Source organism: Modicisalibacter sp. (genome assembly GCF_055145905.1).
Genome location: NZ_JBSREH010000001.1, coordinates 273864 through 299803, shown reverse-complemented (window position 1 = coordinate 299803; position 25940 = coordinate 273864). Strand labels below are relative to the sequence as shown.

General features: G+C 69.3%; 22 protein-coding genes. 16 read left to right on the top strand and 6 right to left on the bottom strand.

Annotation, left to right across the window (positions count from 1 at the left end):
* Positions 1 to 49: 49 nt before the first annotated feature.
* The 6 genes from cydD to ACTCB7_RS01395 all read left to right on the top strand — a co-directional run bounded on the left by cydD (position 50) and on the right by ACTCB7_RS01395 (position 8291).
* On the top strand, positions 50 to 1804 hold the full coding sequence (gene cydD, locus ACTCB7_RS01420; protein ID WP_463005285.1) for a thiol reductant ABC exporter subunit CydD: 1755 nt from the start codon (positions 50 to 52) through the stop codon (positions 1802 to 1804).
* Positions 1801 to 3594 carry a thiol reductant ABC exporter subunit CydC gene (cydC, locus tag ACTCB7_RS01415; RefSeq protein WP_463005284.1) on the top strand — a complete coding sequence of 598 codons (1794 nt, stop codon included), beginning with the start codon at positions 1801 to 1803 and terminating at the stop codon, positions 3592 to 3594. The genes cydD and cydC overlap by 4 nt, the downstream gene beginning before the upstream one ends.
* Before the next feature lie 128 nt (positions 3595 to 3722).
* Positions 3723 to 5306, top strand: coding sequence for a cytochrome ubiquinol oxidase subunit I (locus ACTCB7_RS01410; protein WP_163648166.1), 1584 nt, complete (start codon positions 3723 to 3725; stop codon positions 5304 to 5306).
* 3 nt (positions 5307 to 5309) lie between these two features.
* Positions 5310 to 6443, top strand: a complete 1134-nt coding sequence (cydB, locus tag ACTCB7_RS01405) for a cytochrome d ubiquinol oxidase subunit II (protein ID WP_463005283.1) — start codon at positions 5310 to 5312, stop codon at positions 6441 to 6443.
* A gap of 16 nt (positions 6444 to 6459) precedes the next feature.
* Positions 6460 to 6654, top strand: coding sequence for a hypothetical protein (locus tag ACTCB7_RS01400; protein ID WP_163648168.1), 195 nt, complete (start codon positions 6460 to 6462; stop codon positions 6652 to 6654).
* A gap of 158 nt (positions 6655 to 6812) precedes the next feature.
* A complete protein-coding gene (locus ACTCB7_RS01395; protein WP_463005282.1) occupies positions 6813 to 8291 on the top strand; it encodes an aminoacyl-histidine dipeptidase in 1479 nt (492 codons plus the stop codon).
* Here the strand turns inward: ACTCB7_RS01395 and ACTCB7_RS01390 are convergent.
* The 4 genes from ACTCB7_RS01390 to ACTCB7_RS01375 form a co-directional block, all read right to left on the bottom strand.
* The gene (locus tag ACTCB7_RS01390; protein ID WP_463005281.1) at positions 8272 to 9363 is read right to left on the bottom strand and encodes an App1 family protein; all 1092 of its coding nucleotides are present in this window, start codon (positions 9361 to 9363) and stop codon (positions 8272 to 8274) included. The genes ACTCB7_RS01395 and ACTCB7_RS01390 overlap by 20 nt on opposite strands.
* A gap of 90 nt (positions 9364 to 9453) precedes the next feature.
* Positions 9454 to 10017: a type 1 glutamine amidotransferase domain-containing protein gene (locus ACTCB7_RS01385; protein WP_463005280.1), complete on the bottom strand. Its 564-nt coding sequence runs from the start codon at positions 10015 to 10017 to the stop codon at positions 9454 to 9456.
* A gap of 209 nt (positions 10018 to 10226) precedes the next feature.
* Positions 10227 to 10700, bottom strand: coding sequence for a Dps family protein (locus ACTCB7_RS01380; RefSeq protein ID WP_463005279.1), 474 nt, complete (start codon positions 10698 to 10700; stop codon positions 10227 to 10229).
* 148 nt (positions 10701 to 10848) lie between these two features.
* Entirely contained in the window at positions 10849 to 11955 is a 1107-nt protein-coding gene (locus tag ACTCB7_RS01375) for a hypothetical protein (protein WP_463005278.1), read from the bottom strand.
* Positions 11956 to 12103: 148 nt separating this feature from the next.
* Here ACTCB7_RS01375 and ACTCB7_RS01370 point away from each other — a divergent pair, with 148 nt between their 5' ends.
* Positions 12104 to 12778 carry a Fe2+-dependent dioxygenase gene (locus ACTCB7_RS01370; RefSeq protein WP_463005277.1) on the top strand — a complete coding sequence of 225 codons (675 nt, stop codon included), beginning with the start codon at positions 12104 to 12106 and terminating at the stop codon, positions 12776 to 12778.
* A 6-nt stretch (positions 12779 to 12784) separates the two neighbouring features.
* Here ACTCB7_RS01370 and ACTCB7_RS01365 read toward each other — a convergent pair whose 3' ends face one another.
* Positions 12785 to 13921: a glycerate kinase gene (locus ACTCB7_RS01365; RefSeq protein ID WP_463005276.1), complete on the bottom strand. Its 1137-nt coding sequence runs from the start codon at positions 13919 to 13921 to the stop codon at positions 12785 to 12787.
* Positions 13922 to 14204: 283 nt separating this feature from the next.
* Here ACTCB7_RS01365 and ACTCB7_RS01360 point away from each other — a divergent pair, with 283 nt between their 5' ends.
* The 6 genes from ACTCB7_RS01360 (at position 14205) to ectB (ending at position 21271) form a co-directional block, all read left to right on the top strand.
* Positions 14205 to 14756 carry a hypothetical protein gene (locus tag ACTCB7_RS01360; RefSeq protein ID WP_224415866.1) on the top strand — a complete coding sequence of 184 codons (552 nt, stop codon included), beginning with the start codon at positions 14205 to 14207 and terminating at the stop codon, positions 14754 to 14756.
* Positions 14753 to 15112 (top strand): hypothetical protein, encoded by a 360-nt coding sequence (locus ACTCB7_RS01355; RefSeq protein ID WP_463005275.1) that lies wholly within the window; start codon positions 14753 to 14755, stop codon positions 15110 to 15112. The genes ACTCB7_RS01360 and ACTCB7_RS01355 overlap by 4 nt, the downstream gene beginning before the upstream one ends.
* 5 nt (positions 15113 to 15117) lie before the next feature.
* Positions 15118 to 16956 carry a sensor histidine kinase gene (locus tag ACTCB7_RS01350; RefSeq protein ID WP_463005344.1) on the top strand — a complete coding sequence of 613 codons (1839 nt, stop codon included), beginning with the start codon at positions 15118 to 15120 and terminating at the stop codon, positions 16954 to 16956.
* Positions 16953 to 18314, top strand: coding sequence for a sigma-54-dependent transcriptional regulator (locus tag ACTCB7_RS01345; RefSeq protein WP_463005274.1), 1362 nt, complete (start codon positions 16953 to 16955; stop codon positions 18312 to 18314). The genes ACTCB7_RS01350 and ACTCB7_RS01345 overlap by 4 nt, the downstream gene beginning before the upstream one ends.
* Positions 18315 to 18504: 190 nt before the next feature.
* The gene (locus ACTCB7_RS01340; protein WP_463005273.1) at positions 18505 to 19965 is read left to right on the top strand and encodes an NAD-dependent succinate-semialdehyde dehydrogenase; all 1461 of its coding nucleotides are present in this window, start codon (positions 18505 to 18507) and stop codon (positions 19963 to 19965) included.
* 31 nt (positions 19966 to 19996) lie between these two features.
* Positions 19997 to 21271 (top strand): diaminobutyrate--2-oxoglutarate transaminase, encoded by a 1275-nt coding sequence (ectB, locus tag ACTCB7_RS01335; RefSeq protein ID WP_463005272.1) that lies wholly within the window; start codon positions 19997 to 19999, stop codon positions 21269 to 21271.
* Positions 21272 to 21278: 7 nt separating this feature from the next.
* Here the strand turns inward: ectB and ACTCB7_RS01330 are convergent, their stop codons facing one another.
* Positions 21279 to 21701, bottom strand: coding sequence for an HIT domain-containing protein (locus ACTCB7_RS01330; RefSeq protein WP_463005271.1), 423 nt, complete (start codon positions 21699 to 21701; stop codon positions 21279 to 21281).
* 215 nt (positions 21702 to 21916) lie between these two features.
* Between ACTCB7_RS01330 and ACTCB7_RS01325 the strand changes: the two genes are divergently transcribed.
* The 3 genes from ACTCB7_RS01325 (at position 21917) to ACTCB7_RS01315 (ending at position 25921) form a co-directional block, all read left to right on the top strand.
* Complete coding sequence (locus tag ACTCB7_RS01325; protein WP_224420544.1) at positions 21917 to 22933, top strand: TAXI family TRAP transporter solute-binding subunit; 1017 nt, start codon at positions 21917 to 21919, stop codon at positions 22931 to 22933.
* A 112-nt stretch (positions 22934 to 23045) separates the two neighbouring features.
* Positions 23046 to 25178 carry a TRAP transporter permease gene (locus tag ACTCB7_RS01320; RefSeq protein WP_463005270.1) on the top strand — a complete coding sequence of 711 codons (2133 nt, stop codon included), beginning with the start codon at positions 23046 to 23048 and terminating at the stop codon, positions 25176 to 25178.
* Positions 25175 to 25921 carry a sulfite exporter TauE/SafE family protein gene (locus tag ACTCB7_RS01315; RefSeq protein WP_163648183.1) on the top strand — a complete coding sequence of 249 codons (747 nt, stop codon included), beginning with the start codon at positions 25175 to 25177 and terminating at the stop codon, positions 25919 to 25921. The genes ACTCB7_RS01320 and ACTCB7_RS01315 overlap by 4 nt, the downstream gene beginning before the upstream one ends.
* The last annotated feature ends 19 nt before the right edge of the window (positions 25922 to 25940 follow it).

Here is a 25940-nt window from a genome sequence, read left to right as displayed (position 1 = left end):
CAAGCCGGATTCCCTGTTCCCCCGACGACTGACGTTCCCGCACTCCCTTATGCAGACTTCCACCACGGCAAGACCCCGCGACTGGCTCAAGCAGGAAAGCCGTCGCGTGCGCACGCCGGTCAGCTGGGCCATCGGCCTGGGTCTGGCCAGCGGCGTGCTGCTGATCCTCCAGGCGACCCTGCTCGCCCACGTCACCGACGGCGCCATCTTCCAGGGCACGCCGCTGGCGACCCTGTGGCCGGCCTTCGCCGGCATGCTGGCGATCCTGCTGGTGCGTGCGGGGCTGACCTACGCGGTCGAGCGCTGCGCCTTCGCCGCCGCCGCCACGGTCAAGCTGGCGATCCGCGACCGGCTCATGCACCAGCTCGAGGCGCTGGGGCTGGCCTGGCAGCGCGACACCCAGACCGGCGACATCGTCAACAGCGTCACCGACGGCGTCGAGCACCTCGAGGCCTACTACGCCCGCTATCTGCCGCAGACGGCGCTGGCCGCACTGATTCCGCTGGCGATCCTCGCGGTGATCCTGCCCATCGACTGGGTCTCGGGGCTGATCCTGCTGGTCACCGCGCCGCTGATCCCGGTGTTCATGATCTTCATCGGCAAGGGCGCCGAGAAGCTCAACCAGCGCCAGTGGCGGCGCATGGGGCGGCTGTCGGGGCATTTCCTGGACGCGCTGCAGGGGCTGACCACGCTCAAGGTCTTCAACCTGGGACGGCGCGAGGCGCGGCTGATCGAGCGGCTCTCCGACGACTACCGGGCCAGCACCATGAAGGTCCTGCGGCTGGCCTTCGTCTCCTCGCTGGTGCTGGAGTTCCTGGCCACGGTGAGCATCGCCATGGTCGCCGTGCTGATCGGCTTTCGCCTGCTGTGGGGCGAGCTGGGCTTCGAGGCGGGCTTTCTGGTGCTGTTGCTGGCGCCGGAGTTCTACCTGCCGCTGCGCAACATGGGCAGCGTCTACCATGCCCGCATGGAGGCGCTGGGTGCGGCCGAGCGCATCGTCGAGCTGCTCGACACCTCGGCCCGGCCCTGGAGCGGCACGCGGCGCGACGTCCTGACGCCCGGCGAGCCACCGCGGGTGGCGCTGGAAGGGCTGTCCTACGCCTATCCGGGCGGCGTGCAGGCGCTCGCCGACATCGACCTGTCCATCGCCCCGGGCGAGACGCTGGCCATCGTCGGCCCCTCGGGGGCGGGCAAGAGCACCCTGGCGCTGCTGCTGCTGGGCCTGTTGCGCGCCGAGGCGGGCCGGCTCGCGGTCAACGACGTGGCGCTCGACGAGCTCGACATCGACACCTGGCGCGAGTCGCTGGCCTGGGTGCCCCAGCAGCCGCGGCTGTTCTTCGGCACGGTGCGCGACAACCTCTGCCTGGGGCGCGACGACATCGACGATGCGGCCCTGTGGCGGGCGCTGACGCAGGCCCAGGCGAAGGCGCTGGTCGCCGAGCTGCCGCAGGGGCTCGACACGCCCCTCGGCGAACGCGGGGTGCGCCTGTCCGGCGGTGAGGCGCAGCGCCTGGCGATCGCCCGGGCACTGGTCCGCGAGGCGACCTTCGTGGTCGCCGACGAGGTCAGCGCGCATCTGGATTCCGACAATGAGCGGGCGCTTGTCGAGGCGCTCGAGGCGCTGGGGCAGGGGCGTAGCCTGGTGATCATCGCCCATCGGCTGGCGACCGTGCGCCACGCCGATCGCATCGTGGTGCTCGACGGCGGGCGCATCCGCGAGCAGGGCAGCCATGAGGCCCTGATGGCCGCCGGCGGACTCTATGCCCGGCTGGTGGCCGGCGCCGACGGGGAGGGGCCGGCATGAGCGACCTGCGCTGGTGGCTGTCGATCGCCCGTCCCTATCTGGGCTACTTCGCGCTGGGCATCCTGCTCAGCGTGGTGACCGTGTCCGCCAACATGGCGCTGCTGGCGGTGTCCGGCTGGTTCCTGGCCAGCATGGCGGCGGCGGGGCTCGCCGCGGCGGACTTCAACTACTTCACCCCGGCGGCGCTTATCCGCGGCCTGTCGATCGCCCGCACCGGCGGGCGCTATCTCGAGCGGCTGGTCAGCCACGATGCCACCCTGCGGTTGCTTACCGGCCTGCGGGTGTGGTTCTACCGTCAGGTGGAGCCGTTGTCGCCGCAGCAGTTGCAGGGGTTGCGTAGCGGCGACCTGCTGGCGCGCGTGCGCTCGGACATCGACACCCTGGACAACGTCTATCTGCGCCTGCTGACGCCCGCCGTGGTGGCACTGATCTGCCTCGGCGGCGCGGTGCTGGTGCTGGCTGCCTACAGCGTGCCGGTGGCGCTGGTCAATCTGGCGCTGCTGGTGCTGGCGGGCGTGGCCCTGCCGGCGCTGGCCGAGCGGCTCGGGCGCGAGCCGGGCCGCCGGGGGGTGGCAATCGCCTCGGAACTCAAGGCCGGCGTGGTGGATGCGGTCGAGGGGCTGGGCGAGCTGAGCGTGTTCGGCGACATGCCCCGCCGCCGCGCGGAGATTCATGAGCTGAGCCGACGCTGGCTGGCGGCCCAGGCGCGGCTTGCGCACCTGTCGGGGCTATCCGGCGCCGGTGTGCTGCTGCTCACCAACCTCGCCGTGCTGGTCACCGCCTGGCTGATGGTGCCGCTGGTGCAGGGGCCGGGGCTGGCGGCGGTCGACTTCGCCCCGGTGGTGCTGCTGGTCATGGGCTGCTTCGAGGCGATCGCCCAGCTGCCCGGCGCCTGGCAGGCCCTGGGACAGCTGCGGGCGGCGACGCGGCGGCTGCGGGCCTTCGAGACGCTCGCGCCCAATGTCACCGACCCCGCCGAGCCGGCGCCGCCGCCCGAGGACGATACCCTGTGCTTCGCCGGCGTCGGCGCACGGCATACCGCCGACGGCCCCTGGGCGCTGACGGATCTCGACCTCACCATCGCCCCCGGCGAGCATGTCGCGCTGGTGGGGCCGAGCGGGGCCGGCAAGAGCACGGTGACGCAGCTGCTGCTGCGCCTGATGCCGGCCGAGCGCGGCGAGATCCGCTGGGGCGGGCGGCCGGTCGAGGCCTACCGCAGCGAGGACCTGCGGGCACGCCTCGCCGTGGTGCCGCAGAAGATCTACCTGTTCCATGCCACGGTGCGCGACAACCTGCTGCTGGGCAATCCCGAGGCCGACGAGGCGGCGATGGTCGAGGCGGCGCGACTGGCCTGTCTGCACGAGGAGATCCTGGCGCTGCCCGAGGGCTACGACACCATCGTGGGCGAGGAGGGGCTCAAGCTCTCCGGCGGCCAGATCCGCCGGCTGGGCATTGCCCGCGCCCTGCTGCGCGACGCCCCGGTGGTGATCATGGACGAGCCGGGCGAGGGGCTCGACACCGCCACCGCGGCGCGGCTGCGCGCGAATCTGGCCGGCTATCTCGCCGGGCGTTCGCTGCTGCTGATCTCGCACCATCCGGGCTGGGCGCGTCTGGCCGAACGAGTGTTGCTGCTCGAGCGCGGGCGGCCGATCGCGAGCGGTGATCATGCCTCGCTGATGCGCGATTGCGCCACCTACCGACGCCTGGCGAGCCCCGGGCTGACGAGCCCGGCGCCCCTGGCCGAGACGGCTTGCGACAGCCTGCCGCAGGCCGGCGGCGAGTGCCGGTGAGCGGCCTTGATACAGGTCAAGAGGCGTTTTCCGGCGCTGCGTTAGGCTGAGGCCGCACTTCCGTCGCTGTCCACGCCGCCGGGCGTGGAGAGCGTCGGTCACGCAGGGATCACGGAGAACACCTCGCCATGCAAGAACTAGACACCGTCATCGAGCTGTCGCGACTCCAGTTCGCGGCCACGGCGTTGTATCACTACCTTTTCGTGCCGCTGACGCTGGGCTTCTCGGTGTTGCTGGCGACGATGGAAACCATCTACGTCATCACCGGGCGCGACATCTACCGGCAGATGACCCACTTCTGGTCGAAGCTGTTCGCCATCAACTTCGCCCTGGGCGTGGCCACCGGCCTGACCATGGAGTTCGAGTTCGGCACCAACTGGTCGACCTACTCGCATTTCGTCGGCGACATCTTCGGCGCGCCGCTGGCCATCGAGGGCCTGATGGCGTTCTTCCTCGAATCGACCTTCGTCGGCCTGATGCTGTTCGGCTGGGGCAAGCTGTCGCGCGGCAAGCACTTGCTGGTGACCTACATGGTGGCGCTGGGGTCCAACCTCTCGGCGCTGTGGATCCTGATCGCCAACGGCTACATGCAGAAGCCCACCGGCTCGGCGTTCAATCCCGACACCATGCGCATGGAGCTGACCAGCTTGCCGGACCTGATCTTCAGCCCCGAGGCGCAGGCCAAGTTCGTCCACACCAGCATCGCCGGCTACGTGACCGCGGCGATCTTCGTGCTGGGCATCAGCGCCTTCTACCTGCTGCGGCGCCGCCACATCGAGCTGGCCAAGCGCTCGTTCCGGGTCGCCGCGCTGTTCGGCGTGTTCGCCAGCATCGGTGTGATCTCGCTGGGCGACGCCCTGGGCTTCATCAACGGCGGCGCCCAGCCCACCAAGCTGGCCGCCATGGAAGGGCTGTGGGAAACCGCCGAGGCCCCGGCCGGCTTCAACCTGATCGCCTGGCCCAACCAGGAGGAGCAGCGCAACGACTTCGAGGTACAGATTCCGTACCTGCTGACGCCGCTGGTCACCCACACCTTCGACGAGTCGATTCCCGGGGTGAATGATCTGGTGGCCGAGGCCGAAACACGGATTCGCAACGGCATCCCGGCGTTGAGCGCTCTGCAGACGCTGCGCGAGAACCCCACCGACGCCCAGGCACGCGCCACCTTCGAGGCCCATCAGGACGACCTGGGCTACGCGCTGCTGGTCCAGCGCTACGTCGAGGACGTTTCGCAGGCCACCGATGCCCAGATCGCCAAGGCGGCGGCCGACACCATCCCGCCCGTGGCGCCGGTGTTCTGGTCGTTCCGCGTCATGGTGGCGACGGCCTTCCTGATGATGGCCTTCCTGATCCTGGCGGTGATCTTCTCGCTGCGTGGCACCCTGCATCGGCATAACTGGTTCCTGCGCCTGGCGCCGTGGATGATTCCGGTACCGTTTATCGCCAACGAGGCCGGCTGGGTGGTCGCCGAGCTGGGACGCCAGCCGTGGACGGTCTACGGCCAGCTGCCGACCTGGCTGTCCGCTTCGACCCACAGCGTCGGCTACATGATCTTCTCGCTGACCGGGTTCGTGCTGCTCTACAGCCTGTTCATCGTCGTCGAGATGTACCTGATGGTGAAATTCATCCGTCTGGGGCCGAGCGAGGGCAAGCATGACGCGCATGCCGATTCGGTCCGTCAACAACATTCATCCCAGTGGAGCGAGGCCTGAGCCATGGATCCGTACGTACTTCTCAAGGTGACCTGGTGGGTGCTGCTGGGTGTGCTGCTGATCGGCCTGGCGGTGATGGTCGGCATGGATATGGGGGTCGGCGCCGCGCTGCGCTACCTGGGCCGCACCGACGGTGAGCGCCGCGCGGTGATCAACATGATCGCCCCGCACTGGGACGGCAACCAGGTGTGGTTCATCCTCGGCGGCGGGGCGGTGTTCGCCGCCTGGCCGACCATCTACGCCACCGCCTTTTCCGGGCTCTATGTGGTGATGCTGGTGCTGCTGTGGTCGATGATCGTGCGCCCGCTGGGCTTCGAGTACCGCAGCAAGCTGCCGGGTGAGCGCTGGCGCGGCGCCTGGGACTGGATGCTGTTCATCTCCGGCGCGGTGCCGATGATCGTCTTCGGCGCGGCGATGGGCAACATGCTCGAGGGGGTGCCGTTCCACTTCTCCTGGAACATGGTCTCCTACTACACCGGCAGCTTCATCAGCCTGTTCAACCCCTTCGCCGTACTGTGCGGAGTGATGGCGCTGGCGCTGGCGCTCTATCAGGGTGGCGCCATGGTGATGAATCGCGGCACCGGGGTGATCCGCGAGCGCGCCTGCCGACTGCTCAGTATCGCCGGGCTGGTGGCGCTGGCGGTGTTCACCCTGTGTGGTGTCTGGGTATCCATGATGCATGGCTACGAGATCACCGCGGGCGGCGACCCGGCCGGTCCGGCACTGCCGCTCAACAAGACCGTGGAAACCGCGTCCGGCGCCTGGCTGGCCAACTACACCGCCCATCCGGCGCTGTGGCTGGTCCCGGCGAGCGTCTACCTGGCCGTGCTGGGTGGCATCGTCGCGGCGCGCGCCGGCCTCTCGCACCTGGCCTGGTGGCTGGGCGCACTGGCCTGGGCCGCCACTCTGGTCACGCTGGGCGCGGCGATGTTTCCGTTCCTGATGCCGTCGTCCAGCGAGCCGAGCCACAGCCTGACCGTGTGGGATGCGTCCTCGAGCCTGGGTACGCTGGGCTGGATGCTGGCCTTCACCGCGATCTTCATCCCGATCATCGGCATCTATACCAGCTGGGCGTTCTGGGTGATGCGCGGCAAGGTGACGCCGGAATCGATCGCCCACGACGAACACGCCTACTGATTGCGGAGCCCGGACCATGAAACAGATACTGCTCTTCCTCTTCTGGCTGCTCCTCGCCGTGGTGGCCATCGCCCTGACCATCGTGCTGGGCGAGCGCGGCGCCTGGTATTTCGCCTGGGTGCTGGGCACGGTGATGATCGTGCTGATCGCCGCAGCCGGCACGGCGATCATCGATGCCCGCTACGACGAGAGCCACGACGACCACTACTGAGCGTCGCACCGCTCCCGTTCTCACCGCCGCCCCGGTCTTGGCCGGGGCGGCGGCGTTTGCAGGTCAGGGCGCGGAAAAGTCTCGGGCGGGAGGCTTCGTGATGGTTTCATGATCGTTACAATGACCGGCGATCGATATCGTCGCTTTCAGGATCTGTCATGAACGACCATCTGGAAACCCTGACACCGCGCCCGCTGTGGCGCCATTTCCGCACCCTGTGCAATACGCCGCGGCCGTCCGGTCACGAGGACGGCATTCGCCGCACGCTGATCGCCTGGGCGGAGGCGCGAGGCCTCGCCCATGATCTCGATGCCGCCGGCAACCTGCGCCTGAAAAAGCCGGCGACGCCGGGCTGCGAGCGGGCCCCGGGGGTCATCCTTCAGGGCCATCTGGACATGGTCGCCCAGGCCAATGCCGACCACGCCCACGATTTCACCGCCGACCCCATCGAGACCGTCATCGCCGACGGCTGGCTGCACGCCCGCGGCACCACCCTGGGGGCCGACAACGGCCTGGGCGTGGCCGCGGCGCTGGCCATCCTCGAGGACGACTCGCTGCGCCACGGGCCGCTCGAGGCGTTGTTCACCGTCGAGGAGGAGTCCTCGATGGGCGGCGCGCTGCACCTGGCCGAGGACTGGCTGGAGGGGCGCATCCTGCTCAACCTGGATTCCGAGGATCGCGGCCAGGTCTACATCGGCTGCGCCGGCGGGGCCGACGTGGTGGTCGAGGCCAACCTGCCGACCAGCGCCGTGCATGCCGACGAGCGCACCTGGCGGCTGTCGCTGACCGGGCTGGTCGGCGGTCACTCGGGTATCGATATCCACAAGGGGCGCGGCAACGCCAACCGGTTGCTGGTTCGGGTGCTGCGCGCGCTGGAGCCCTGCGGCGTGCGTCTGGTGGACTATCACGGCGGCACGCTGCGCAACGCCCTGCCGCGCGAGGCCTTCGCCACGCTGACGCTGGCCGAGGGTGAGGAGGCCGCCGCCCGTACGCGGCTGGCGGCCCTGCAGGACGAGCTGCGTGCCGAGCTTGAAGGCGTCGACGAAGGGCTCGAGCTGACGCTGACGCCGACGGCGCATGCCGAGACGGCCCTGACCCCCACCGCCAGCCGCATGCTGGTCGCCGCGCTGCATGTGGCCCCCTGTGGCGTGGAGCGCATGAGCGTCGCGGTGCCCGGGGTGGTGGAAACCTCCAACAACCTGGGCGTGGTGAGCCTGGAGGACGGGCGGCTGCATCTGTGTGCCCTGGTGCGCTCGCTGCGCGACAGTGCCTGCACCGACATCGCCGACCGCTTCCGTGCGCTGTTCGGGCTGATCGGTGCCGAGACGCGCGTCGAGAACGCCTATCCGGGCTGGACGCCGGACCCCGACAGCCCGCTGCTGACGCGCTTTTGCGAGACCCATCGGCGTCTGTTGGGCGACGACCCGGCGATCAAGGTGATCCATGCGGGACTTGAGTGCGGCATTCTGGGGGGCAAGTACCCCGGCCTGCAGATGATCTCCTTCGGCCCGCAGATTCGCGGTGCGCATTCGCCCGACGAGCGGGTCGAGATCGACTCGGTGGCGGCGTTCTGGCAGCTGCTGCGGGCGATGATCGAATCGCTGGCCATTGATCCGCTCAGCCCGGCGAGCGCTTGACCGCCGCCAGGCCGTCTGCGGAGATCAGGCCGTGGCGAAAGGCGTGCTCGGCCATGGCCTGGCTGCTGTCGGCCAGCAGCAGCGTGCAGTCGTGCGCGGCGACCTCCTCGGCCAGCCGGGCGATGGCCGCCTCGCGTGCGGCGCTCTGGTCGACATCGCGGATGTAGATGGCGCGGATCCGGCCGGGGTGAGTGTGCACCAGGCGGGCATAGGTCTCGGGGTCTTCCTGGCCGCTGTCGCCGATCAGCACGAAGGGCAGGGTGTCGTAGAGCGCCAGCATGCGCTCGATCATCATCACCTTGTGGTCGCTGGCCTTGCGTGGCCAGGGGCGCTGCAGGGTCAGGCCCCACTCACGCAGGAACAGGATCGGCCCCACCGGGATGCGGTGGTACTGGAAGAAGGCCTCGAGGACCTCGTAGATGCTCCAGGGGCCGCGCGAGACGTACAGCATGGGCCGCCGGCGTCGCCCGTCGGCACCCGCGAACAGCGCCTGATAGAAGGGGGCGACACCCGGAAAGGCCGTGCGGCGATCGGCCTTCTCGAGAAACAGCCGGTAGGCCATCTTCAGCTTGTTGGCGACCCCGGTATACATGACGGTGTCATCGATGTCGCTGATCACCACCAGGTCGACCTCCGGCGGCGGCACGTAGATCTCGGCCCGGCCGCTGACCGTGTGGGCGCCGTCGACGTGTACGTCGAGCTCGGCCTGATGCCAGCTTTGATCACGCGGCAGCGGGCTGTCGAGGCGCATCCGTGCGTCGTAGTAGCCGTCGCGGTCGGTGGTCACGGTCAGCGTGCTGCCGTTCAGGCGCAGTACGACTTCCGCCTGTCCGACGCCCCAGCGCACGCCGCGCCGTACCACGTCGACCACGTCGCGGGCCAGCGTGCCCTCGGCCAGCGGCAGTCCCAGGCTGGGCTGATGAAAGACCCGCCCCATCAGGTAGACCTCGCGGGCCGTGCCGTAGCCGCGATAGGCATGCACCACGATGCCGCCGCGGCCGCGGTCCGACTTCATGGGCCGGGCGGCGAGATGCAGCAGCTTGCGCAGGGCCTGTCGGGGACGGCGGGACATGCAGGGGCTCCTTGAAGACGGCCTTGCCGGGGCCAGACGCAAGGCGCCCGCCCCGATGAGAGGCGGGCGAATCGGTGACAGCGGTGGGAATCAGGCGTGCTGGTGGCTGTGACGCCCTTCGCCGATCTCCTCGATCAGCTTGCGGCAGAAGGCGTCGAGATCGTCGGGCTTGCGGCTGGTGACCAGCCCGCTGTCGACCACCACTTCCTCGTCGACCCACTCGGCCCCGGCGTTCTTCAGATCCTGGGCCACCGAGGGGAACGAGGTCATGCGACGGCCCTTGACCACGCCGGCGTTGATCAGCAGCCAAGGGCCGTGGCAGATGGCTCCGACCGGCTTGCCGGCCTCGAAGAAGTGCCGGGCGAAGGCCTGGGCCTTGTCGTTGGTACGCAGGCTGTCCGGGTTGAACAGGCCGCCCGGCAGCACCAGGGCGTGGTAGTCGGCGACATCGGCGTCGTCGAGGGTCACGTCGACGTCGTAGGTGTCGCCCCAGTCGGTTTCCGCCCAGGCGCGAATACCCTTCTTGTCGGGCGCGACGATGTGCACGGTGATGCCCTGGGCATCGAGTTCCTTGCGCGGCACCGCGAGTTCGGATTCCTCGAACCCGTCGGTGGCGAGAATGGCGACGCGCTTGCCACTCAGTTTCTGGCTCATGGCTACCTCCTTGCGGCTCAGTGAGCGAATGCGGTTTCGACCGCGACAGGACTCATCCTTGGGGCGTCGGCCGCTGCGGACAAGGGGGCGGCCGACGCTGCGTTCAGCATAGGCGATCGTGACGCGACCTCAAGCGACCGAGTGCCGTGAGGCCCGAAAACGACGCCGCCGCTCCGGGGAGCGGCGGCGAAAGGAGCAGGCGCGGGGACTCAGCCGAGGTAGGCGTTGAGCATCCACACGGTCTTTTCCTGCTCGCGGATGTAGTCGCCGGCCAGCGAGGCGGTGCCCTCGTCGTCGGCGTCGGAGGCCAGGGAGAGCAGTTCGCGCTGCAGCTCGATCAGCGTCTGGAAGCCCTGTACGATACCGCGCACGCAGGCCTCGCCGTCGTGGACGTTCTTGTCCTCGGCGATGTCGGCGACTCGCACATAGTCGCTGTAGGCATGCAGCGGCTGGTGACCCAGGGTCAGGACGCGCTCGGCGACCTCGTCGATCTTGGTCAGCAGATCGGTGTAGTACTCCTCGAACTTGGTGTGCAGCTCGAAGAAGTGCTGGCCCTTCACGTTCCAGTGATAGCCGCGCACGTTCATGTAGAAGATCTGGTAGTTGGCCAGCAGGGTGTTGAGCTTGTCGGCCAGCTGGTCGGCGCTGGCCTGGTGCAGGCCGATGGAGTTGGTATCTGCCATGAGAGAATCCTCCGTGATGGAATCTGCCTCGATGATAACCGGCCCGTCGGGAAGCGCCCAGTGAGCGGAAGTCATCGACGGCATAGCGGCAATCTATCGCCACGGGAATGCCGGCGGGGAGTGGCCCGCCAGCATGACTGGCGATGCCTCAGTGACGCAGAGCGGAGGTCGCCAGCTCGAAGCGGGCGACTTCCGCATAGACCTCACCCGGCGCCTTGACCGGCTCGGCCGGCGGCACGGCCTCGGGCCAGATGCGAGACAGTTCCTCCAGCTCGGCCTGACCCTTGGTGTAGACCTTGCCGTCGGCGCCGCCCAGGGTGTCCGCGCCGGCCTGCCACAGCTGCGTGGCGACCTGCACGAAGCCACGGCCGTCCTGGTACTCGGCGGCGTTGGCGAAGCGACCGTCCTTGACGGCTTCCTCATACTCGGCGGCGGCCTGCTTGAGCAGCGCCAGGGTCACGTCGCCGATGAAGCGCGGGGACTGGCGCGTCTCGGCGGCGACATCGGCCTGGGCCGCGTCGATCGCCTGGCGGGCCTTCGCCACGGCGGGGGCCAGCTGCTCCCAGTCGGCGGTCTGGCCGGCCTTGTCGGAGAGGGCTTCCAGGGCCGACTCCAGCGGGGCCTCCTCGCCGTGCGCTTCCAGCGCCGACTCGAGCTTCGGGTACTGCTCGATCAGCGGGTGGGTGAGATGGGCCGCGCCCTGGTCGCCGTGGCCGCTGCGATAGAGCGCCTCGGCACTGGCCAGGTGACCCTCCATGAGGGCGAGTTCGGTGTAGTAGATGCCGGGCGAGGTCAGGGCGCTGGGGGCGGGCTGATCGCCGCCTTCACCGCCTTCGCCCCCCTCGCTGACCGCCACCGGGAAGTGGCTGAAGACGAAGCCGACGGAACCGCCTTCGCCACCTTCACCGCCGTGGCCGGATTCGCCGCCTTCGCCGCCGTGATGGGCTTCGCCGCCCTTGCCGCCGTGACCGGATTCGCCGCCTTCGCCGCCGTGGTCGGACTCGCCGCCTTCGCCGCCGTGGTGAGACTCGCCGCCTTCGCCGCCGTGGTGAGACTCGCTGCCTTCGCCGCCGTGGCGGGACTCATCGCCTTCACCGCCATGATGCCTCTCGCCGCCCGATTCGACGGCCATTTCGGCCTTGTGGGACTCGTCGGCGGCGGGATCGCTACTGTGGGCCAGGGCCGCCTGGCCGCCGGCTCCCAGGAAGGTGGTCATGCCGATGCCGACCCACAGTTTCAGGCGCTGTTCCATCATGCTGATGCCCTCGTCTTGTTCAATGCCTTGCTGGTGGAGAAATAAAGGGGTTCGCCGGTACGCTGGCGTATCATGGCGTGGAACAATAACATAACCCACACGAGAGTTATTTGCATTCACGTTCGCATCACTGGCAGGGGAGCAGACAATGATTCTGTGCGTGGCGGATGTCCTCGATGCCGAGCAGCTGGCGGCGCTGCGGCGGGATCTCGACGAGGACGCGCATTTCCGGGACGGCCGTGAGACGGCGGGCTGGCATGCCCGCCAGGTCAAGGCGAATCAGCAGGCCGACGGCCAGGCGCCGGTGGTGCGCCAGTGGAGCGAGCGCCTCGGCGAGGCGATTCACCGCCATCCGCTGTTCCAGATGGCGGCGCGGCCGGCGCGCATGACCCCGGTGCGCTTCAGCCGCTACCGCTCGGGCATGCACTACGGCAACCATGTCGACGACCCGGTGATGGGCGGCGCGGCGCCGGTACGCACCGACCTTTCCTTCACCCTGTTTCTCGAAGCGCCGGAAGACTACGACGGCGGCGAACTGGTGACCGACACCACCGCCGGCGAGCAGCGCTACAAGCTGCCCGCCGGGGCGATGATCCTCTATCCGTCGTCCACCCTGCACCGGGTCGAGCCGGTCACCCGGGGGCAGCGCCGGGTGGCGATCGGCTGGGTGCAGAGCCAGGTCCGCGACCCCGCCGCGCGGGAGATCCTCTTCGATCTGGACACCGCACGGCGTGGCCTGTTCGAGCGCGAGGGCAAGAGCGAAACCTTCGACCTGATGAGCAAGTCGCTGGCCAACCTGCAGCGCATGTGGGTCGAGGTGTAGCCGGCTTCAGTCGCGGCCGGCGCCGAACAGCCGCAGCACCGCCTCGGCCCGGTCGGCGAGCAGCTCGGCGCAGCGGGTCAGGGCCTCGTCGAGCGCCATGGGGCCGTCGGCCAGGGCCAGAGCTGCCAGTACGCCCTCGTCGTGGGCCGCCTGCCAGCCGTCCCCCAGGCGCCCGGCTAGCACCACCGTCGGCACGCCGTGCTCGCGGGCGCGGCGGGCAATGCCGATGGGCGTCTTGCCCGCCAGGCTCTGGCCGTCGAGCTGACCCTCGCCGGTGACCACCAGGTCGGCTCCGGTGAGCCGCTGGTTGAAGCCGGCCTGCTCCATGACCAGTTCGATGCCCGGGCGCAGGGCGGCGCCGAGCACGCTGCCGGCGGCGAAGCCCATGCCGCCGGCGGCGCCCGCACCGGGGTGGTCGCGCTCGTCGCGTCCCAGCGCTCGGGCGAGATGATCGGCGAAGTGGTCCATGGCAGCATCGAGATGGCTGACGTCCGCCGCCGAGGCGCCCTTCTGCGGGCCGAACACCGCGCTGGCGCCGCGCGGGCCGGTCAGCGGATTGTCGACGTCCACCGCCGCCTCCACCGTCAGCTCGGCCAGGCGTGGGTCGAGTCCACTCAGGTCGAGCCGCGCCAGATCGCCCAGTGCCGCGCCGCCCGGCGGCAGGGGGCCTCCCTCGGCGTCCAGCAGTCGCGCGCCCAGCGCCGCCAGCATGCCCGCGCCAGCATCGTTGGTGGCGCTGCCGCCGAGGGTTAGAATCAGCCGCCGGGCGCCGGCATCGAGGGCCGCGCGGATCAGCTCGCCGACGCCGTGGGTGGTGCTGTCGCGGGCGGTGCGCTCCTCGCGGCTCAGGGCCTGCAGGCCGCTGGCCTCGGCCAGCTCGACATAGGCGCTGCGGCTGGCGGCGTGCCAGCCCCAGGCGGCGGTAGCGGGCCGGCCCAGGGCATCCTGCACCCGGGCATGGCGACGCTCGGCGCCGGTGGCGGCGATCAGGGCATCCAGGGTGCCTTCGCCGCCGTCGCCCATCGGACACTCGACGAGTTCGGCCTCGGGGCGCACGCGACGCAGCCCGGCGGCGATCGCCGCGGCCGCCTCGCGGGCCGGCAGGGCATCCTTGTAGCTGTCGGGGGCGATCAGGATCTTCATGGTGTCCTCGTGTCGTGGGCTCGTCGGCAAGGCATGGAAGGTTGCCAGCCGAGGGTTTTTGACGAAAAGTCGGCGAGCGAAGGCAAGACAAGGCAAAAATCGGTGAAAAGACGGAATTTACGCGCTGTAAATGAGTACTTTGAGACGATTTTTAACGCCGTGTTGCCGAGCGCAGTCAGTTTTCGTCCAAAGCCTAGCGTGAAATGGCCCGGGGCGGGAGCCGCCCGCGCTATGCTCGAAGAGCCGGGCCCGGGCGGCCCGTGACGCAGTCAGGAGAGACACCATGAAACAGCCACTGTATGCACTGATGCTGCTGGCCACCGTCGCGCTCGGCGGGTGTCAGGCCATGGGCAGCGACCCGCTGGCCGGAGATGCCCGGGCGCTGCCCGCGGCCTGCCAGTGGCCGCGTGAGCCGGCGGCGTCCCGCGAGGCGTGGGTCCGCGCGGCCATGGCGGAACTGGAGGCGCGGGGCTTCGCCATCCGCAGTACCGACCTGGCCCTGGGCGTGGTGAGCGCCGAGCGTACCACCCGCCAGCCGGGGCTGGGCGCCATCGACGAACCGTGGATCGACGGCGGCATGGGCTGGGGAGGCTGGGGCCATGCAGGGGGCGGGGTGCACCTCGGCCTGGGCATGCGCATCGGCGACGAGCCGGTCCAGGTCGAGCGGGTCTCGCTGGTGGTCGACGACGCGCAGCTGACCCTGACCCGTGACTCCCGGGTGGTCGCCGATGACGGACGAGTCATCGACTCCCGCCCCTACAACCGGGATGCCTTCTGCCGCGAGGTGAGCGGCGCCATCCAGTCACGCCTGCTGAATCGGGAGGGACAGCCATGAAACGCCTGCTGATAGCGGGAGTGCTGATGGGGCTGCTCGCCGGCTGCGCGAGCCTGGCATCGCCGCCGCCGACCCGCGACGTGCAGGTCACCGCCGCGCCGGAGGCGGCATTGTCGGCGGGGGTCGCGGTGCTGGTCGAGCGCGGCTTCGTGATCCAGATGGCGGATGCGGCCCTGGGGCGGGTGGATGCCGTGCTGGCCTGGCGCAACGGCTACGCCCTGACGCTCGAGACGCAGGCCGCCGACGGGGGGACCCGGCTTGTGCTCTCCGGGCGACAGGGCGGGCAGCCGATCGACCCGGCGCGCTTCGACGACCTGCTCGCGGCGATCCGCGCCCGGCTCGAGTCGCGCCGTTGAGCCCGGTGCGTCGCCGCCGGCTGCGACGGTTGCTGATCTCGGCGGCGGGGCTGGCGGTCGCCGCCATGCTGTGGTGGGTCTGGCACTGGCAGCTCGACGCCGCCATGCGCGAGGCGCGTCGCCATGCCGATGCACGGCTGGCGCTGTACACCAGCAGCCTCGACGGGGCGCTGGCGCGCTTCGCCTACCTGCCGGACCTGCTGGCCCGCCAGCCGTTGATCCAGAGCGCCCTGGGGATGGACAACCCGGCGGTGATCCGCCGCGTCAACCGGCATCTGGCGCGGGTGGCCGCGGACTCGGAGGCCGAGGCGATCTACCTGATGAATCGTCGTGGGCTGACCGTGGCGGCGAGCAATCACGCCACGCCGGGCAGCTTCATCGGCCATCGCTACGACTATCGCCCCTACTTTCGTGCCGCCCTGCGCGGCGACCAGGGCGAGTTCTTCGCGGTGGGCAGCACCACCGGGCGCCCGGGCTACTTCGTCTCGGCACCGGTGATCAGCGGCCCCCGTGACGCGGGCGACAGACAGCCCGTAGCCGGGGCGCTGGCGGTCAAGGTATCGCTGGAGTCGCTGCAGGCGGACTGGCGCCAGGCCGGCGAGAAGGTGCTGGTCAGCGACGCCAACGGGGTGGTGATCCTCTCCAGCCGCCCCGACTGGCGCTTCCGCCACTTCGGCCGACTGGACGCGTCCGCGCGTGAGGCGATCCGTGCCCAGCGCCAGTTCAACGGCGCGGCGCTCGAGCCGCTGGGCGAGCGCCTGGCCGACGGTTCGCTGCTGATCGGTGGCGAGCCGGCCGGCGGGGCGGTGGGCGACCCCGTCGGAGAGCGCTATTTCATCACCTCCAGCCCGCTGTCGACGCTGGGCTGGCGCATGCACTATCTGGTGCCGGTGCGGCCGCTGTATGCCAGTGCCCGCGATGCGGTGCTGGTCGCCGCCGCCGGCTGCCTGGCCCTGCTGCTGCTGGGGCTGTGGCTGCGCGAACGCCAGCAGCGGCTGTGGCTGCGCGAGCGCGAGGCGCGGATCATGCGCGAGGCCAACGAACGGCTGGAAAGCCGGGTCGCCTCGCGCACCCGCGAGCTGGAGTCGGCCCAGGCCGAACTGGTGCAGGCCGGCAAGCTGGCCGCGCTGGGCACCATGGCGGCGGGCATTGCCCACGAACTCAACCAGCCGCTGGCCGGGATCCGCACCTACGCGGCCAGCGGCGCGCGGTTGATCGAGCGCGGACGCGAGGCGACGGCGGCCGACAACTTCCGGCGCATCCAGGCGCTGTCCGACCGGCTGGCCACGCTGATCCGCCAGCTCAAGCTGTTCGCCCGCAAGGGCGGCGCCCGCGAGCCGATCGACCTGGCCGCCCGGCTCGATTTCGTGCTCGAGCTGCTCGACGACCGCCTGATGCGCCAGGGCGTGCGGCTGACGGTCGAGCGCCCGGAAGGCTCAGGGGGCGGGGTGTGGGTCGCCGGCGACGAGGTGCGGGTCGAGCAGCTGCTCACCAACCTGCTGCGCAACGCCCTCGATGCCCTGCGCGATGTCGCGTCGCCGCAGCTGACGGTCACCCTGGCGGTGGACGAGGCGCAGGTGATCCTGACGGTGGCGGACAACGGCCCGGGCATCGAGGCCGAGGTGCTCGAGCATCTCTTCGACCCCTTCTACACCACCAAGGCCGTGGGCGACGGGCTCGGCCTGGGGCTGTTCATCGCCTTCGGCATCGTTCAGGATCTCGCCGGCCGCATCCGGGCCGAGAACCGTCCGGCCGGGGAGGGTGGCGGGGCGCGCTTTCATGTGGAATTGCCGTGCGCCCGGCAGGCGACGCAGCGGCACAGCAACGAGGAAGCCCAGACATGAGTGAACTGCCGATCTGGCTGGTCGACGACGACCCCGGCGTGCGCGAGTCCCTGACCCAGTGGTTCGAGCTCGGCGACCTGCCGGTGCGCACCTTCGCCGCCAGCGAGACGGCACTGGCCGCGCTCACCGCCGGCGAGCCCTGCGGCGTGCTGATCTCCGACGTCAAGATGCCCGGCATGGACGGGCTGGCGCTGCTCGAGGCGGTGCTGGCCGTCGATGCCGACCTGCCGGTGGTGCTGATCACCGGCCACGGCGACGTGCCGATGGCGGTGGATGCCATGCGCCAGGGCGCCTGGGACTTCATCGAGAAGCCCTTCGAGCCCGAACAGCTGGAGGAACAGGTCCAGCGAGCCCTCGAGCGGCGCCGGCTGGGCCAGGAGAACCGGCGCCTGCGTCAGGCGCTGCGCCAGGGCGGGCTGGCCGGACGGCTGCTGGGCGAGGCGTCGGGCATGCGGCGGCTGCGCGAGCAGATCGCCAACCTGGCGCCGACCCGGGCCAGCGTGCTGGTGCACGGCGAGACGGGCAGCGGCAAGGAGGTGGTCGCGCGCTGTCTCCACGAGTTCGGCCCCGGCGAGGCGACCCCCTTCGTGGCGCTCAACTGCGGGGCGATCGCCCCCGAGCTGATCGAGTCGGAGCTGTTCGGCCACGAACGGGGGGCCTTCACCGGCGCCCTGGAGATGCGGGTCGGCAAGCTGGAACACGCCAGCGGCGGCACGCTGTTTCTCGACGAGGTCGAATCGATGCCGCCGGCCGCTCAGGTCAAGCTGCTGCGCGCGCTGCAGGAGGGTGAGGTCACGCGGCTGGGCAGCAACCGGGTGATCCATCTGGACCTGCGCGTGGTGGCGGCGACCAAGGCCGACCTGCTGGCCATGGCCTCGCGCGGGGCGTTCCGCGAGGACCTCTACTACCGGCTGGCGATCGCCGAGCTGAGCATCCCTCCATTACGCGAGCGTCGCGAGGACATCGCGCTGCTGTTCAACCATTTCTGCCGCCAGGCCGCCGATGTCCACCAGCGCGGCCGGCGCGAGGCGGATGCCGAGCTGCTCGCCGCCCTGGCCCGCCACGACTGGCCCGGCAACCTGCGCGAGCTGCGCAACGCCGCGACACGCTTCACCCTGGGGCTGGATATCCCGCAGCTGGGCGCCGATCCGCAGGCGGCGCCGGGCGCCGGTGGCTCGCTGGCCGATCAGGTGGCGGCTTTCGAGGCCTCGCTGCTGCGTGCCGCGCTGGCCCGCCATGGCGGCAACATCCAGGCGGTGCTGGAGGAGCTCGAGCTGCCGCGGCGTACCCTGAACCAGAAGATGCACCGTTACGGGCTGCGCCGCGAAGCCTTTCTCGTCACGCCGTCGGCGACGTGACGATGCGCCTTGGGGGATATCGTCCCGGCGACCTACACTGCAGGGACCTCGCCGCGGCGAGGGGCGATGCCGGGCAACCAGGGATAGCTCATCGCCGATCCTCGACGGATCCTGTCCATCCAGTCTGCTGGTTCCGGCATGCCGGCCCCTTGCCGATGGCCCTTTCATTGGCAGTCAGGGAGGAACGGCAATGACGACTGATCCCAGGACCTTGATGCGTGAACGCGCCTTCGTCGGCGGTGACTGGATCACCTCCGATGACGACGCGCGCCAGGCAATCGATGACCCGGCGACCGAGGAGGCCATCGGCCAGGTGCCCGATCTGGCGGCGGCGGACATCGATACGGCGATCGATGCCGCGGTGAACGCCTTCGCCGACTGGCGCGACACCTCGGCGCTGGAGCGCGCCGACAAGCTGCTGGCGTGGTATCGGGGCATGACCGAACACCGCGAGGCGCTGGCACGGCTGATGACCCGGGAGCAGGGCAAGCCGCTGGCCGAGGCGCGCGGTGAGGTCGATTATGCGGCAAGCTTCTTTCGCTGGTTCGCCGAGCAGGCGCGCCGGGCCGACGGCGAGACGATTCCCGCCGACAAGCCCGACGTCGCGCTGGGCACCGTGCAGGAGCCGGTCGGTGTGGCCGCGGTGATCACGCCGTGGAACTTCCCCCTGGCGATGATCACTCGCAAGGTCGGTGCCGCCCTGGCGGCGGGCTGCACCGCCCTGGTCAACCCGGCCACCCAGACGCCGTTCTCGGCGCTGGCGCTGGCGGTGCTTGCCGAGCGCGCAGGTCTGACCCGTGGCGAGTTCAACGTGGTCACCGGCAGCGGCAAGCGCTTCGCCGAGCGGGTCTGTGCCGACGACCGGGTCCGGGCGCTGTCGTTCACCGGCTCCACCCCGGTGGGCCGCGAGCTGCTGCGCCAGAGCGCTGACACGGTCAAGCGCAATGCCATGGAGCTGGGCGGCAACGCGCCGTTCATCGTCTGTGACGATGCCGATCTCGACGAGGCGGTCGAAGGGGCGATCGCCGCCAAGTTCCAGACCAGCGGTCAGGACTGCGTGGCGGCCAACCGGCTCTACGTGCACCGCTCGCTCTATGATGACTTCGTCGAGCGCTTCACCGCGCGCATGAATACCATGACGGTGGGCAACGGCTTCGATGATGACACCGCCATTGGGCCGCTGATCAACCGCGATGCCGTCGACAAGGCCCGCGGGCTCGTCGACGACGCCCGCGACAAGGGCGCACGAATCCTCGGTCGCGACCAGAGCGAGGCGCCGGGGCCGCGCTTCTTCATGCCCACGGTGGTCGCCGACTTCACGCCCGAGATGCGCGTGGCCGGCGAGGAGGCGTTCGCGCCGGTGGCGCCGATCTGCGCCTTCGACGACGACGACGCGGTGATCGCGGCCGCCAACGCCACCATCTACGGCCTCGCCGCCTACGTCTACACCCATCGCGACGCCCGCATCCGCAAGTTCATGCGGCGGCTCGAATACGGCATGGTCGGCGTCAACACCATGGACATCACCGGGGCTCAGGTGCCGTTCGGCGGCGTCAAGCAGTCGGGCCTGGGCCGCGAGGGCGCCGATGCCGGCATGCAGGAATACCTCGAGACCAAGTACTACTGCGTCGGCGGCGTGCCCAGCCGCTGAACCGCGTCGTGCCATCATGGAGGAGGCAACCATGGACACCATCGAACGTCTCGAATCGCAGGTCCGCGCCTACGTGCGCTCCTTTCCCAAAGTCTTTACAGAGGCCAAGGGCAACCGCCTGACCGCGACCGACGGCACCCGCTACCTGGATTTCTTCAGCGGCGCCGGGGCGCTCAACTATGGCCACAACGACGAGGCCATGAAACGCGCGCTGGTCGAGTACATCCAGCGCGACGGCATCAACCATGGCCTGGACATGGCCACCGAGGCCAAGGAGACCTTCCTCGCCACCTTCGAGGACGTGATCCTCAAGCCGCGTGGGATGGACTACAAGCTGCAGTTCCCCGGGCCCACCGGCACCAATGCGGTGGAGGCGGCGCTCAAGCTGGCGCGCAAGGTCAAGGGGCGCAGCCGGATCGTCCACTTCACCCACGGCTTTCACGGCATGACCCTGGGCTCGATGGCGGTCACCGCCAACGCCGCGGTGCGCGGCAGCGCCGGGGTGGGGCTCGACGATGCCGTGCTGATGCCCTACAGCCACTACTACGCCGACGGTCGCGACACCGCGAAGGACTTCGCGGCGCTGCTCGAGGATGACTTCAGCGGCGTCGACAAGCCGGCGGCGGTGATCGTCGAGACGGTGCAGGGCGAGGGCGGCATCAACGTCGCCGACTTCGCCTGGCTGCGCGAGATCGAGCGGCTGTGCCGTGAGCACGACATGCTGCTGATCGTCGACGACATCCAGGCCGGGATCGGCCGCACCGGGCCGTTCTTCTCCTTCGAGCCGGCCGGCATCTCGCCGGACATCGTCACCGTTGCCAAGTCGCTGTCCGGGATGGGGCTGCCGCTGGCGATGGTGCTGCTCAAGCCCGAGCTCGATGTCTGGGCGCCCGGCGAGCACACCGGCACCTTCCGCGGCAACAATCAGGCCTTCGTCACCGGCACCGCGGCGCTCGAGACCTACTGGCGCGACGACACCCTGGAGAAGGAAACGCTGCGCAAGGGCGAGTACGTCCGCGAGCGGCTGGCCACGATCATGGCCGAGCACCGCCATTTCGAGGCCGAGATCCGCGGGCGCGGGCTGTTCATCGGCCTGGCCTGCGAGCGCGCCGAATTCGGCAACGCGATCATCGACAAGTGCTTCGAGCGCGGGCTGATCATGGAGACCACCGGCCAGGCGGACTGCGTGGTCAAGGTCATGCCGCCCTTGATCAGCACCGACGCCGATCTCGACGAGGGGCTGGCGATCATCGAGGACGCCATCGAGGCGGTGCTCGACAAGCACGGGCTGCTGAGCGGCACCTGACGTTCCCTCACTCCGCCATCAGCGGCGCGGCGAGCCGGTCGATCCGCGCCTGCCATTCCGCCACCGCCCGGGCCGGCCAGGGCTCGGGTGTTCCCACCCCCCACACCGGGCCGGGCCAGGCGGCATCGTCGCGGCGCCGCACGATGACGTGGAAATGCAGCTGCGGCACCTGATTGCCCAGCGTTGCCAGGTTGAGCTTGGCGCCGCCGAGCTCGGCCTTGAGCGCCTCGCCGAGCCGGGTGGCCTCGTGCCACAGGCGCGCCTGCTCGCTCTCGCTCAGGTCGCTGACCTCGACAATGGCCTCGCGGCGCGGTACCAGGATCAGCCAGGCGAAGCGGGCGTCGTTCATCAGGCGCACCTGACACAGCGGCAGGTCGAGCAGAAAGTGCGTGTCCTCGGCCAGGCGCTCATCGAGCGTGAAGTCGGTCATGGGGATCTCCGTGCAGGTGCGGTGTCGGCAAGTGTCGGCAAGAAATGGCCGATGGTCGGCGCCGTGATCGGCAAGTTGTTGCCGATCAATGGGCGTTCGTCAGGCAGTTTTTTTACAAGCTTTTGATTTTCAAGATCATTCCGTGGGTGGCAAGGCATTTGCAGTAGCTCTGACGCTTCACACAATAACCGCCAATTCCCAACAGGAGAAACGGCATGCACAAGCGTCAGTTCCTCAAGTCGGCCATCGGGCTGGCTACCGCAGCGGCACTGGGTGTCTCGGCCGGCTCGGCCATGGCTCAGGAATCCCACAAGTACATCCTGAGCACCGCGACCACCGGCGGTACCTACTACCCGGTGGGCGTCGCGCTGTCGACGCTGATCAAGGTCAAGCTCGAGCCCAAGACCGGCATCTCGGTGTCGGCGATCAGCTCCGCCGGTTCCGGCGAGAACCTCAAGCTGATGGACGAGGATCAGGCGCAGTTCGGCATCCTGCAGGGGCTCTACGGCGCCTACGCCTGGAAGGGCACCGGCCCGGTACCCAAGGCGTACAAGAACCTGCGCAGCGTGTCGATGCTGTGGCAGAACGTCGAGCACTTCGTGGTCAAGGACGACATGGTCGATTCCGGCACCATCGACGACATGACCAACCTCTACGGCGAGCCGTTCTCGATCGGCGCGCGCAACTCCGGCACTGAGGGCTCCGGCCGCTACATCCTCGGCCAGCTGGGCATCGATCCGGAGAAGATGGACATCGCCTACCTGGGCTACGGCCCCAGCGCCGACGCCCTGCAGAACGGCACCATCAAGGGCATGAACATTCCGGCCGGTGCCCCGGCGGCGGCGGTGACCCGCGCCTATGCCAACGTCGGCGACGACATCACCACGCTGGCCTTCACCGACGAGCAGCTCAAGAAGGTCAACAGCGAGTTCGAGCTGTGGACCCCGTATGACATCCCGGCCGGCACCTATCCGAACCAGGACGAGGTGATCCACACCATCGCCCAGCCCAATATCCTGGCGGTGCGTGCCGACGTCCCGGCCGACGATGTCTACGCCATCACCAAGACCATGTACGAGAACCTGCCGTTCCTGCAGAACATCCACCCGGCGACCAAGGCCATGGCCATCGAGAAGGCGATCGCCGGCCTGCCGATGCCGCTGCATCCGGGGGCGGCTCGCTTCTTCAAGGAACAGGGCATCAAGATCCCCGATCGTCTGATCGCCGAGTGATCCCACGGGTCGCGGGGCCGCATGGCCCCGGCGATCCGGCCCTGGACGAGCGCCGCGCCATGCCGCGGCGTTCGTCGTCGATGTTCAGCCCTTCCGTTTTCAGGAGATCGCCGTGAGCGACCCGAACCTTGACTCGATCCGCGACGAGGAGGCCCAGGAGGCCGACGAGCGCCTGACGCATCCGTGGCTGGGGCGCTTCCTGTTCGCCTTCGCGATCGTCATCGCCCTGGTGCACCTCTATTTCAATACCTTCTCGACGCTGTCCACGCTGTGGACGAGCGCCATGCATTTCGGGCTGTTCGGTGCGCTGTGCGCGCTGTCGGTGCCGCTGGCGCGGCCCTCCGGCGCCGGGGCGCAGCGCGCGATCCTGGCCGTCGACGTGCTGCTGGCGGTGGCGGCGATCGGCTGCGCTCTTTACCTGATGGCCTTCGAGGACGCGCTCTACGACCGCGGCGTGACCTTCAACGCCAGCGACTGGGTGGTGTCGATCCTGGCCGTGGGGCTGGTGCTCGAGTTCGCCCGGCGCACCACCGGCTGGTTCATCCCGGTGCTGTGCCTGATCGCGCTGACCTACGTGGCCTGGTGGGGCAAGTACGTCGGCGGCGTCTTCAACTTCCCCGGCCTGAGCTGGGAAACCGTGCTGTTCCGCAGCTACATCGGCGGCGAGGGCATGCTGGGCTCGATCGCCCGCATCTCCTGGTCGTACGTGTTCATGTTCATCCTCTTCGGCGCCTTCCTGGTCAAGTCGGGCGCCGGGGAGTTCATCATCGAGCTGGCGCGCTGCGCGGCCGGTCGCTTCGTCGGCGGCCCGGGCTTCGTGGCGGTGTTCTCCTCGGGCCTGATGGGCTCGGTGTCCGGCTCGGCGGTGGCCAATACCGTCTCCACCGGGGTCATCACCATCCCGCTGATGCGCAAGGCCGGCTTCCCGGCGCGCTTTGCCGCGGGCGTCGAGGCCTCGGCATCGACCGGCGGCCAGCTGATGCCGCCGGTGATGGGGGCCGGGGCCTTCATCATGGCCTCCTACACCCAGGTTTCCTACCTGACCATCATCGGCGTCGCCGCGCTGCCGGCGCTGCTGTACTTCCTGTCGGTGGCGATGTTCGTGCGCATCGAGGCCAAGCGCAGCAACGCCCAGCACCTCGACGACCCCGATGCGCCGAAGATCGGTGAGGTGCTCAAGAACGGCTGGCACTTCCTGCTGCCGCTGATCGTGCTGGTGGCGGCGCTGATCTACGGCTTCACGCCCACCTACAGCGCCGGCATCGCCATCGTCTCGGTGGTCGTGGCGTCGTGGCTGTCCAAGCAGCCGATGACCCCGAGGCTGATCATCGAGGCCCTGGTGCAGGGCACCCGCAACATGATCACCACGGCGATCCTGCTGATCACCGTGGGGCTGATCGTCAACGTGGTCTCGACCACCGGCATCGGCAACACCTTCTCGCTGATGATCACCGACTGGGCGGGCGGCAGCCTGCTGGTGACCCTGGTGCTGATCGCCATCGCCTCGCTGATCCTGGGCATGGGGCTGCCGGTCACGGCGTCCTACATCGTGCTGGCGACGCTGTCGGCGCCGGCGCTCTACAACTTGATGGCGCACTCCCAGCTCGTCGACCTGCTGGTGGCCGGCGATCTGCCGCAGCAGGCCCAGGCCATCTTCATGCTCGCCGCGCCGGATCAGGTGCAGGCGCTGTCCGCGCCGATGAGCCCGGCCGACGCCCAGGCGCTGCTCGACAAGGTACCGGACACCTTCTCCAGCCAGCTCTACGAGCAGGCGCTGTCGCCGCACTTCCTGACCATGGCGCTGGTCGCCGCGCACATGGTGATCTTCTGGCTGTCCCAGGACTCCAACGTCACGCCGCCGGTGTGCCTGACCGCCTTCGCCGCCGCGGCGATCGCCAACACGCCGCAGATGCGCACCGGCCTGACCGCCTGGAAGATCGCCAAGGGGCTCTACATCGTGCCGCTGCTGTTCGTGTGGTCGCCGCTGATCACCGGCACGCCGCTGGAGATGACCACCGTCTTCGTCATGGCGCTGTTCGGCATCTACGCCATCGTCGCCGGCCTCGAGGGCTATCTCGAGCATGAGCTGTCATGGTGGCTGCGGCTGCTGATGTTCCCGATCGGCGCCCTGATGCTGTGGCCGCACGGCATGCTCGCCCTCGATCTGGCCGGGGTGGCGATCTTCGCCGCCGTGTTCGCCTGGAGCGTGCGTCAGGGGCGGACTCCACGGACGGCCGCCTCATGAGCGGGCTGGAAGGGCTGGCGCTGGTGGTGATCGGCGCTGCCGCCGGCTTCATCAACGTGCTGGCGGCGGGGGGCTCGATGCTGACCCTGCCGCTGCTGATGTTCCTGGGGCTGCCACCCCAGGTGGCCAACGGCACCAACCGGGTGAGCATCGCCCTGCAGAGTGTCAGCGCGGTGGGCAACTTCCGCCGCGCCGGCGCTCGGGACCTGGGGGTCGGCCTGCGGCTCTCGGTGCCGGCGGTGCTGGGTGCACTGTGCGGTGCCTGGTTGGCGCTGGGAATTCCCGACGCCGTGTTCGAGACGGTGCTGGTGGTGGCCATGGTCGGCGCCTCGCTGATGATGCTGCTGCCACAGCCGACGCTGGACACCCGGGAGCTGACCCCGGAACGGCTGACACCGGCGGTGTATCTGGCGATGTTCGTCATCGGCCTCTACGGCGGCTTCATTCAGGTCGGCGTGGGGGTGTTGTTCATCGCCGTGCTCTACCGCATGCTCAGGATCGACCTGGCCCAGGTCAACGTGCTCAAGGTACTCATCATACTTGTCTATACCTTGCCGGCGTTGGCGGTGTTCGTGCTCGACGATCAAGTCCGCTGGGCCTACGGCCTGCTGATGGCGGTGGGCAGCATGAGCGGCGCCTGGCTGGCGGTGCGGGTCAACATGGGGCCGCGTGGCGCCAAGTGGGTCCGCGGACTGACGCTGGCGGTGATCGGGGTGATCATCCTGCGCCTGGTACTGGTCTAGTCGCGCCTCTTGTGGCAAG